Source organism: Mesorhizobium sp. M0621 (assembly GCF_040320745.1).
In the GTDB taxonomy this organism is placed as follows: domain Bacteria; phylum Pseudomonadota; class Alphaproteobacteria; order Rhizobiales; family Rhizobiaceae; genus Mesorhizobium.
On sequence record NZ_JAMYQF010000023.1, the window covers coordinates 86,372 to 95,917 of the forward strand.

Consider the following 9,546-nt stretch of genomic DNA (forward strand, 5'->3'; position numbering starts at 1 on the left):
CAGACTGATCAACGGAACATGAACGAGATTGGTGAACCAACGGTTAAGCGCGCGGTGTTGCCAATATTTCAATGGCTGACAAGGCCGCCCGCGAGACGCAGTCCGGCCGGCGTCGCAAGCCTAGCAAACCCTGATCTGGAAGGTTTGGCGGTACTTTAGCCCGAAGTTAACCACGCAATGTGTTCGAACCGGGAAAGGAATCGGTAAGGCTGTTTATTAAGCCGATCGAAAGAGCTTCTCCCTAGATTGGCAGCATCCGATCAACCATCACAGAAGTTGACGGAAGTGCTGTAACACGTGGAGTAGGAGCTCTCGAATGTCTAATCTCATCGCACGTTTTGTGAAGGACGAATCCGGCGCGACCGCTATCGAATATGGTCTGATCGCCGCTCTCATCGCGCTCGCCATCATCACTGGTGCCGGCACGCTCGGCAATGCGCTCAATGCTAAGTTCACCAACATCGGAACCACCTTGAACGGCGCGCCGAGCGGCAGCTGATCGGCCTTATCGCCGAGCATTTGGATTGCGTTCTGGAAAGGGGCCGCCACGTGGCGGCCCTTTTTTCATGCCGCTACCAATATAGTCGTCTTTTCGGTCCAGGCCTCATCAATCGTTAATCGAACATACCTAGATTGAGCCCCGTGAAATCGGACAATAGGCATGGCGCCGATGCTTGAAGCCCTGATCTTCGTCGTTTTTCCGTTCTGCATGCTGTTTGCCGCGATCTCCGACATGCTGTCGATGACGATCGCCAATCGCGTGCCGGTGCTACTCGTCGTTGTTTTCGCGCTGGTTGCGCCGCTGACAGGTATGGAATGGGCGGCCTATGGTGGACATTTCGCCGCCGGCGCCCTTGTGCTGGCCGTGACGTTCGGCCTGTTTGCGTTGGGCGGCATGGGCGGCGGCGACGCCAAGCTTCTGGCCGCCACCGCGATGTGGATGGGTCTCAACGTCAATCTCGTCGAGTATCTTGTCGCCTCGACAATCATCGGTGGCCTGCTGACGCTAGCGATCATCATCTACCGGAAGTCACTGCTTGCGGCCGTTACCGGCCAGAATCCATTTCTGCGCCATTTCGCCGATGAGGCAAAGGGTGTTCCCTACGGCGTCGCGCTCGGCCTTGGTGGGTTGCTGACCTATCCAGATTCGCCTTTGATGGTATGGGCACTCACCAGGCTGGCGGCCTGAGCGCGATTTAATTTCGTTGTCTGTCAGCATTGCCGCAACTGGTTCTCAACAGGCCGGCCCGGCCATTTCGGCCGGCCAGACCACATTCCGGCTAATTTATGTAAACCTTAAATTAATCACGATCGTAAGTATTACATTAACCTTGTTTTGACGATTGCCGCTGCAAAGTCCGGCTTGGCTACGTGGTTTGCCAGGGCAGGGGTTCGGACAGATGCCAGCATCGCGATTGATAATTCTGAGTGTGGCGGTGGCCGCGGCGGGTGGCGCGGGCTATGTCGCGAAAAACATGGTGGCACCGCCGCCCCAGGTCGTCGTCGAATCCGGCCCTCAGGCCCCTGTGGTGGCTCTGCAGGATGTGCTTGTGCTTTCGGGCGACGTTCCGATGGGCAACCCGCTCGAAAGCAACATCGCCTGGCAATCCTGGCCCGCCAACGGCGTCAATGCGAATTTCATCACCCGCACCGCCGAGCCGGAGGCGCTGGACAAGCTGAAAAGTTCCGTTGCCCGTGTGGCGATGTATGCCGGAGAGCCTCTGCGGCGTTCCAAGCTGATCGGCGAGGGGCAAAGCTTCATGTCGTCGATCCTGCCTTCCGGCATGCGGGCGGTCGCCACGGCTATTTCGGCCGACACGTCGGCCGGCGGCTTCATTCTTCCGAACGATTTCGTCGATGTCATCATGACCCGCAGGGCCGATGCCAGCGCCGCTGGCGCCGGCTTCAACACTGAGACCATCCTCAAGAACATCCGCGTCCTGGCCATCGACCAGACCATTCAGGAGGACGAGGAAGGCAAGAAAACCAGGGTGGGCCAGACCGCCACGCTGGAACTGACGCCCAAGCAGGCGGAGATCATCACTGTCGCCCAACAAATGGCCGATCGCTTGACCCTGGCGCTGCGGGCAGTCGCGGACACGCAGGAAAAGAATCTGGGTGAGGCCGATTATCTCGTTTCCGGCAATGGCCGCAGGGGAACGGTGAGGCTGATCAAGTCGGGCGAAGTTTCCGAAGTAGGGGCAAGGAAATGAGGCTAAGTGGTAAACTGCCGGCAATCGCAGCCGCGGCATTCGGCCTGCTGCTCGTCGGAACGAATGTGCAAGGCAGCGTTGTCGAGGCAAAGAACGCGCAGGTCACGGCTTCGACGGCCACCCAGCGTGTCAAGCTCGGTCTCAACAAGTCGGTGGTTATCGACCTGCCGAGCGATGCCTATGATATTCTCGTCGCCAACCCGGCGGTGGCCGATGCGGTGACCCGCACCGCAAGGCGCATCTACCTGTTCGGCAAGGCGGTCGGCGAGACGAACATCTTTGTCTTCGGTCCGAATGGCGAGCAGATCGTCAGCCTGGATCTGGCCGTCGAACGTGACGTTGCCGGCCTTGAAGACTACATCAAACGCTTTCTGCCGACGTCGGCCATCAAGGTCGAACTGCTGAATGACAACGTCATCCTGACCGGAACGGTCGACACGCCACTGGACGCAAAACGCGCGGTTGACCTGGCGACGATCTTCGTCTCGGGTGGTGAAGCGACGACGGGACAATATTCGCAAACCGCGGCCGGCGGTTCGGCCCAGAGCGGTGTCGACATCGACAACCCGGACCAGGAGCGCCGCACCAGCAAGATCGTCAACCTGCTTCAGATCATCGGCGACGATCAGGTCACGCTCAAGGTGACGGTCGCCGAAGTCAGCCGTTCGGTGATGAAGCAGCTCGGCGTCAACATGGTCGGCAGCGGCGGCAGCAACGGCATCAGCTACGGCGCGCTCAGTGACCCTTTCATGGGTCTCGGCAAGCCGCTGTCGAATGCGGGCTTCAATATCGCCGCCTCGGGGCTGCAGGCCTATGTCAACGCCATGGAGCAGTCCGGGGTCATGAAGACCCTGGCTGAGCCGACCTTGACCGCCGTCTCCGGTGAGAAGGCGACCTTCAGGGTCGGTGGTGAATACAATATGGTGACCGGCGTCTCCGCGAACGTATCGCAAGACAACCAGACCGGCCTGAAGACCTACAGCGTTGAAAAGATCGAGTACGGCATCGGCCTGGAATTCCAGCCGGTGGTGTTGTCTCCCGGCCGCATAAGCCTGAAAGTCAGAACCTCGGTTTCCGAACCGACGACCGAGGGGTCAGTGTCGGCATCCACGGACAATCAGAGTATCGGCACGAACGTCCTGTCGCTGCGCAAGCGCCTTGCCGATACGACGGTGGAATTGCCCTCAGGGGGCTCCATGATGATCGCCGGCCTGGTTCGCGACGATGTCAGGCAGGCCGTGAACGGCTTGCCTGGGCTGACAAAGATACCGGTGCTCGGCGCGCTTTTCCGCAGCAGGGACTTCGTGCGCAACGAGACCGAACTCGTCATCATCATCACGCCCTATCTGGTGAAGCCGGTGGCGCGCAACGACCTTGCCAAGCCGGACGACAATTTCAACGCCCCCAGCGATGGCGCCGGCATGTTCCTTGGCCGCGTCAATCGCGTCTACGGCACCATGCAGACCGACAAGCCCAACGGCCGTTACCACGGCGTTGTCGGCTTCATCTACAAGTAAGCGGGGAAGCAGACATGTCTCAGTCAGCATTGAAGGCAAGCACCATCGCCGCGACGATGCGCTTCGGCCGTTCGCAGGTCTGCCGGCGAGCCGTTCCGGTCCTGGCGGTCGCGGTTGTGGCGCTGCTCGCCGGCTGCGCCCAGCGCGACAGCATCACGGTCGGCGCCATCCCGGATGACTATCGCACCAACCATCCGATCATGATCGCGGAGAAGAATCAGAAGATAGACTTGCCGGTGGGCGCTGGCGATCGCGGCATGACCGGCTCTCAGCGTGACACGCTTTCGGGCTTCCTCGACGGCTACGACAGGAGCGCCGCCCCGGCGCTGACGATCGCTATCCCGGTCGGTTCGGCCAACGAGATCGCGGCGGCCGCTGCAGGGCGCGATTTCGCCAGGCTGGCGGTTGCCAGCGGCATCAAGCGCAACCGGATCGTCATGACCTCCTATCAGTCCGCTTCCGCCGAAGCCTCGGCCCCGATTCGCGTTGCCTACATCTCGGTGAAAGCCCAGACCGATAAATGCGGACGCTGGCCCGAAGATCTGCTGCAGACCTCGGAAAACAAGCACTACGCTGATTTCGGCTGCTCGTATCAGAACAACCTTGCCGCCCAGATGGCCAATCCAGCCGACCTGCTGGGACCGCGCAAGCAGGCACCTATCGACGCCGAGCAGCGTGGAAAAGTCATAGACGGGTATCGAAATCAACCCTTCTTTGATTGGGAAGCAGAAGGCGAAGTCAGCTACTAACGATCGTAGTTCGGAGCACACGGACATGAATAATCTGGCCTACGACACTCCTGTGGACGGCAGCGATACCTCGCAACAGGATATCGCCGCGATGCAGGCGTTGCGGCCTATCCCGCGCATCTCGATCCAGGCATTTTGCGAGACCGAGGGCGTTGCCAATCCGGTCGAGCGCGCCGGCGAGGACCGCCGTATGACGAAGGCGCATCTCAAGGTCCATATGGGTGGCGTCCCCACCGCCATCGAATTCTACCAATCGGCGCCAACGCCCAACCTGATCCTGCTGGAATCGCGCAGCGAGCCGAAGCAATTGCTGGAGCAACTCGCCCAACTCTCGGAATATTGCGATCCGACTTCCAGGGTGGTGGTGATCGGTCATTACAATGATGTCGGTCTCTACCGCGAACTCATCCGCAACGGCATTTCCGAATATGTGATCGCACCGGTGTCGATGGCCGACATCGTCAGCGTGGTGTCGTCGATTTTCATCGATCCGGAAGCCGAGCCGCTCGGCCGCTCGATCGCTTTTGTCGGCGCCAAGGGTGGTGTCGGCTCCTCGACGATTGCCCACAATGTGGCTTGGGCGATGTCCTCCCTGTTCAAATCCGAAGTGGTCGTCGCCGATCTCGATCTGGCTTTCGGCACAGCCAACATCAATTTCGACCAGGATCCGGCGCAAGGCATCGCCGAGGCGGTGTTTTCACCGGAGCGCATCGATGAAGTCTATCTTGATCGGTTGTTGACCCAGTGCGCCGAGCATTTGTCGCTGCTGGCAGCGCCTTCGACGCTCGAACGGGTCTATGATTTCGATCCCGAGGCCTTCGCGCAGCTCATCGACACCGCTCAGCGCAGCGTGCCGCTTTTGGTGCTCGATGTTCCCCATGCCTGGACGGGCTGGACCAAGAACACCCTGGTCAAGGCCGACGAGGTCGTCATCACGGCGACACCGGAGCTGGCCAATCTGCGCAACACCAAGAACCTCGTCGACATGCTCAAACGGCTTCGTCCCAACGACCCGCCGCCGAAGCTGATCATCAACCAGGCCGGCGTCCCGAAGCGCCCGGAGATTTCGCCTTCCGATTTCGCCGAGCCGCTCGGCCTGTCACCGATGTCGGTCATTGGTTTTGATCCGTTGCTGTTCGGCAATGCCGCCAACAACGGACGCATGCTCGGCGAAATGGATGCCAAGAACCCGGTTGTCGCGATAATCAACGAAATGGCGCATGTGCTGACCGGGCGCAGCGAAATCAAGGTCAAGAAGAAGGCCGGGCTCGGCAACCTGCTCGGCAAGCTCTCGCGCAACAAGAAGTGACGCTTCAGCAGTGGAATCGGTAGTCGATCATGTTTGGTAAAAGAGGCAACGACGACGGCAACCGGTTCACGCCGGAATTTCGCCAGCCGGCACCGGCGCCTGTTGCGCCGCCGGCTGCAAATTCCGCGGACACGGCGGTTCTGGCCCGGCCCGCGGCTGCGCTAAGCGCACCTGTCGCGCCGCCGGTGCGCCGTGCGGTCGAGGCACCGCCATTGGCGCCTGAACCAAAGCGGGTACAGCGCGAAAAGAGCGAAACGTACTACGACACCAAGAGCCAGGTTTTTTCCGCGCTCATCGACACCATCGATCTGTCGCAGCTTTCCAAGCTTGATCCTGAAAGCGCGCGCGAGGAAATCCGCGACATCGTCAACGACATCATCGCGATCAAGAATTTCGCGATGACGATCGCCGAGCAGGAAGAGCTGCTCGAGGACATCTGCAACGATGTGCTCGGCTATGGGCCGCTCGAGCCGCTGCTCGCACGCGACGACATCGCCGACATCATGGTCAATGGCTCCAGGAACGTCTACATCGAAGTCAACGGCAAGGTCGAACAGACTGGCATCCGCTTCCGCGACAACCAGCAGCTCCTCAACATCTGCCAGCGCATCGTCAGCCAGGTTGGCCGCCGTGTCGACGAATCCAGCCCGATCTGCGACGCGCGCCTTCCCGACGGCTCCCGCGTCAACGTCATCGCGCCGCCGCTCTCCATCGACGGCGCCACGCTCACCATCCGCAAATTCAAGAAGGACAAGCTGACGCTCGATCAGCTGGTCAAGTTCGGCGCCATCTCACCGCAGGGCGCCGAAGTTCTCAAGATCATCAGTCGTGTTCGCTGCAACATCGTCATCTCGGGCGGTACTGGCTCTGGCAAGACGACGCTGCTCAACTGCCTGACCAACTACATCGACCGCGAGGAGCGCGTCATCACCTGCGAGGACTCGGCGGAGCTGCAATTGCAGCAGCCGCATGTCGTGCGCCTTGAAACCCGTCCGCCCAATCTGGAGGGCGAGGGTGAGGTGACGATGCGCGACCTGGTCAAGAACTGTCTGCGCATGCGGCCCGAGCGCATCATCGTCGGCGAAGTGCGCGGACCCGAAGTGTTCGATCTTCTGCAGGCGATGAACACCGGCCATGACGGCTCAATGGGAACGATCCACTCGAACAGTCCGCGCGAATGCCTGAACCGTATCGAATCCATGATCGCCATGGGCGGTTATTCGCTGCCGCAGAAGACAGTGCGCGAAATCGTCGTCGGCTCCATCGACGTGATCATCCAGGCGGCGCGTCTGCGCGATGGATCGCGCCGCATCACCCACATCACCGAGGTGATCGGGATGGAGGGCGATGTCATCATCACGCAGGATATCGTCCTCTACAACATCAAGGGCGAGGACGCCAATGGCAGGCTGCTGGGAGAGCACGTATCGACCGGCATCGGTCGTCCGCATTTCTGGGAGCGGGCCCGCTACTATGGCGAGGAGCAGCGCCTCGCCATAGCGCTCGAGGCGATGGAGAAACGCGCTGACTGACGCATCCTGGGGCGTAAGGGTTCGGGCCAATGTTTGGAATTGACGGCACAGTACTGGCGTTTGTCGTGCTCGCCGGCTTCAGCGCCGGCGCCGTCGCCTATGCATTTCTGTTCACCCGGATCAGCAACGAGAAACAGGTCGGCAAGCGGCTCGAAACGATCAGGACCGCCGAGACGGATCGCTCGGTCGTCAAGGCTTCGCGCGACCGCGTGGCGGAAGCCACCAAGCGGCGCAAGTCAGTTCAGGACTCGCTCAACGAACTCGACGCAAAGCAGAGAACCAAGGACAGCGCCGTCAAGAAGCCGCCACTGAAAGCCCAACTCCGTCAGGCCGGCCTGAAGACCACCATCGAGCGCTTCTATATATATTCCGCCGTATGCGGCCTCGTTTTGACGATGGCCGCCTTTGTGGGCGGAGCGCCGATGCTCGCCTTGCCGGGTGTGCTGCTGGCCGGGGCGTTGGGCCTGCCGCGCTGGTTCGTCTCGTTCCGTCGCGCCCGCCGGGTCAAGGCGTTCCTCAACGAATTTCCAAACGCGCTCGACATCATCGTGCGTGCGGTCAAATCCGGCCTGCCGCTGAACGATGCCGTACGCCTGATCGCCAACGAATCGCCCGAGCCAGTGAAGACCGAGTTTCGTCGCATCGTCGATTCGCAGCAGATGGGCCTCTCGATCCCCGATGCGACCTTGCGCATGCCCGAAACCATGCCTTGCACGGAGGCAAGCTTCTTCGGCATCGTCATCCAGATTCAGTCGCAGGCCGGCGGCAATCTCTCCGAGGCACTGGGCAATCTTTCGCGCGTGCTTCGCGATCGCAAGAAGATGAAAGCCAAGGTCGCGGCGCTGTCGATGGAAGCGAAGGCGTCCGCCGCGATCATCGGTGCGCTGCCCTTCATCGTCGCCTTTCTCGTCTATTTGTCGAGCCCGGCCTATCTGATGCCGCTTTTCACCACCAGCGTCGGAAATCTGATCCTTGGTTGCTCGGCGGTCTGGATGTCGATCGGCATCCTGGTTATGCGCAAGATGATGAACTTCGAAGTCTAGGATGCTGGCATGACCGAGCAAGTCATCAAAACCCTGACGGATCCGAGCTTCCTGATCGCGCTGCTGGTCGCAATAGCGGTGTTTGCGACCGTCTTCACCTTGCTGCCGGCGTTTGGCGGAAACCAGCTCAAGTCACGCATGAAAACCGTTGCGCTGGAACGCGACGAACTGCGTGCCAAACAGCGCGCCCGGCTTGCCGTCGAGGCGGATCGCCGTCGCAAGGGTCTGCGCGAGGAACAGTCGGTTGGCATGCGCAACATTGTCGACCGGCTGGATCTGAGGCGCGCGCTCGCCGATGAGGGCACGTTGCAGAAACTCAAGGTGGCCGGGTTTCGCGGCCAGAATCCGCTGACGCGTTTTCTTTTCTTTCGCCTCGTGCTTCCCTTTGTCGGCTTCGCGCTGGCCGCAATCTACATCTTCGTGCTCGGAGGGTTGCCCGACAAGCCATTGGTGATCAGGCTGTTCGTCTGCATCCTCGTTGCATATGGCGGCTTCTACGCACCGGTCGTCTATGTCAACAACCGCGCCACCAAGCGCAAGCAGTCGATCCAGATGGCATGGCCGGATGGGCTCGATCTGATGCTGATCTGCGTCGAATCGGGCATGTCGGTGGAAGCAGCACTCCGCAAGGTTGCCGACGAGATCGGCGCGCAATCGGTAGCGCTGGCGGAAGAATTCATCCTCACCAACGCCGAGCTTTCCTATCTGCCGGAGCGCAAGCAGGCCTACGAGAACCTGGCAAGCCGCACCGGCCTGGATTCGGTCAAGTCGGTGTCGCAGGCACTCGTCCAGGCGGAGCGCTACGGCACGCCGGTGGCGCATGCACTGCGCGTGCTTGCCGCCGAAAGCCGCGACATGCGCATGAATGCGGCCGAGAAGAAGGCCGCCGCCTTGCCGCCAAAGCTCACCGTGCCGATGATCCTGTTTTTCCTGCCGGTGCTTTTCGCCATCATTCTGGGCCCCGCCGGCATTCAGGTCAGCCAGCGCGGTATCTTCGGAGACCATCCGGCACCGGCAGCAAGCCAGTAGCGGCGAGGAAATCCCTGTACGACATGAAGAAGCGGGGGGGGCGGGGGGGGGGGGGGGGGGGGTATGGGGGGGGGGGGGTGGGGGCTGGCGTGTGGGGGGGGGGGGTGGTGTTGTGTGTGGTGTTGTTGGGGGGGGGGGGTGGTGTTTAAAAACG

Annotated in this window: 9 protein-coding genes; all 9 read left to right on the forward strand. The window is 60.9% G+C overall.

What is annotated here, in order from left to right:
* Positions 1–316: 316 nt before the first annotated feature.
* On the forward strand, positions 317–499 hold the full coding sequence (locus tag NKI38_RS17860) for a Flp family type IVb pilin (RefSeq protein ID WP_292453866.1): 183 nt from the start codon (positions 317–319) through the stop codon (positions 497–499).
* Positions 500–670: 171 nt separating this feature from the next.
* The gene (locus tag NKI38_RS17865; RefSeq protein ID WP_352659550.1) at positions 671–1,189 is read left to right on the forward strand and encodes an A24 family peptidase; all 519 of its coding nucleotides are present in this window, start codon (positions 671–673) and stop codon (positions 1,187–1,189) included.
* Between the two features lie 211 nt (positions 1,190–1,400).
* Positions 1,401–2,213: a Flp pilus assembly protein CpaB gene (cpaB, locus tag NKI38_RS17870; protein WP_352659541.1), complete on the forward strand. Its 813-nt coding sequence runs from the start codon at positions 1,401–1,403 to the stop codon at positions 2,211–2,213.
* Positions 2,210–3,730 (forward strand): type II and III secretion system protein family protein, encoded by a 1,521-nt coding sequence (locus tag NKI38_RS17875; protein WP_352659542.1) that lies wholly within the window; start codon positions 2,210–2,212, stop codon positions 3,728–3,730. The genes cpaB and NKI38_RS17875 overlap by 4 nt, the downstream gene beginning before the upstream one ends.
* A 14-nt stretch (positions 3,731–3,744) precedes the next feature.
* Positions 3,745–4,479 (forward strand): CpaD family pilus assembly protein, encoded by a 735-nt coding sequence (locus NKI38_RS17880; protein WP_352659543.1) that lies wholly within the window; start codon positions 3,745–3,747, stop codon positions 4,477–4,479.
* Positions 4,480–4,504: 25 nt separating this feature from the next.
* On the forward strand, positions 4,505–5,788 hold the full coding sequence (locus tag NKI38_RS17885; RefSeq protein WP_352659544.1) for a CpaE/TadZ family protein: 1,284 nt from the start codon (positions 4,505–4,507) through the stop codon (positions 5,786–5,788).
* Between the two features lie 29 nt (positions 5,789–5,817).
* Positions 5,818–7,320, forward strand: coding sequence for a TadA family conjugal transfer-associated ATPase (locus tag NKI38_RS17890; protein ID WP_352659545.1), 1,503 nt, complete (start codon positions 5,818–5,820; stop codon positions 7,318–7,320).
* Positions 7,321–7,349: 29 nt separating this feature from the next.
* Complete coding sequence (locus NKI38_RS17895) at positions 7,350–8,363, forward strand: type II secretion system F family protein (protein WP_352659546.1); 1,014 nt, start codon at positions 7,350–7,352, stop codon at positions 8,361–8,363.
* A gap of 9 nt (positions 8,364–8,372) precedes the next feature.
* Positions 8,373–9,392 (forward strand): type II secretion system F family protein, encoded by a 1,020-nt coding sequence (locus NKI38_RS17900; RefSeq protein WP_352659547.1) that lies wholly within the window; start codon positions 8,373–8,375, stop codon positions 9,390–9,392.
* Positions 9,393–9,546: the final 154 nt, after the last annotated feature.

Bases quoted from the DNA above. Each gene is read 5' to 3' on its own strand.
- NKI38_RS17860 (WP_292453866.1), top strand. From the start codon at position 317: ATGTCTAATCTCATCGCACGTTTTGTGAAGGACGAATCCGGCGCGACC.
- NKI38_RS17865 (WP_352659550.1), top strand. From the start codon at position 671: ATGCTTGAAGCCCTGATCTTCGTCGTTTTTCCGTTCTGCATGCTGTTT.
- cpaB (WP_352659541.1), top strand. From the start codon at position 1,401: ATGCCAGCATCGCGATTGATAATTCTGAGTGTGGCGGTGGCCGCGGCG.
- NKI38_RS17875 (WP_352659542.1), top strand. From the start codon at position 2,210: ATGAGGCTAAGTGGTAAACTGCCGGCAATCGCAGCCGCGGCATTCGGC.
- NKI38_RS17880 (WP_352659543.1), top strand. From the start codon at position 3,745: ATGTCTCAGTCAGCATTGAAGGCAAGCACCATCGCCGCGACGATGCGC.
- NKI38_RS17885 (WP_352659544.1), top strand. From the start codon at position 4,505: ATGAATAATCTGGCCTACGACACTCCTGTGGACGGCAGCGATACCTCG.
- NKI38_RS17890 (WP_352659545.1), top strand. From the start codon at position 5,818: ATGTTTGGTAAAAGAGGCAACGACGACGGCAACCGGTTCACGCCGGAA.
- NKI38_RS17895 (WP_352659546.1), top strand. From the start codon at position 7,350: ATGTTTGGAATTGACGGCACAGTACTGGCGTTTGTCGTGCTCGCCGGC.
- NKI38_RS17900 (WP_352659547.1), top strand. From the start codon at position 8,373: ATGACCGAGCAAGTCATCAAAACCCTGACGGATCCGAGCTTCCTGATC.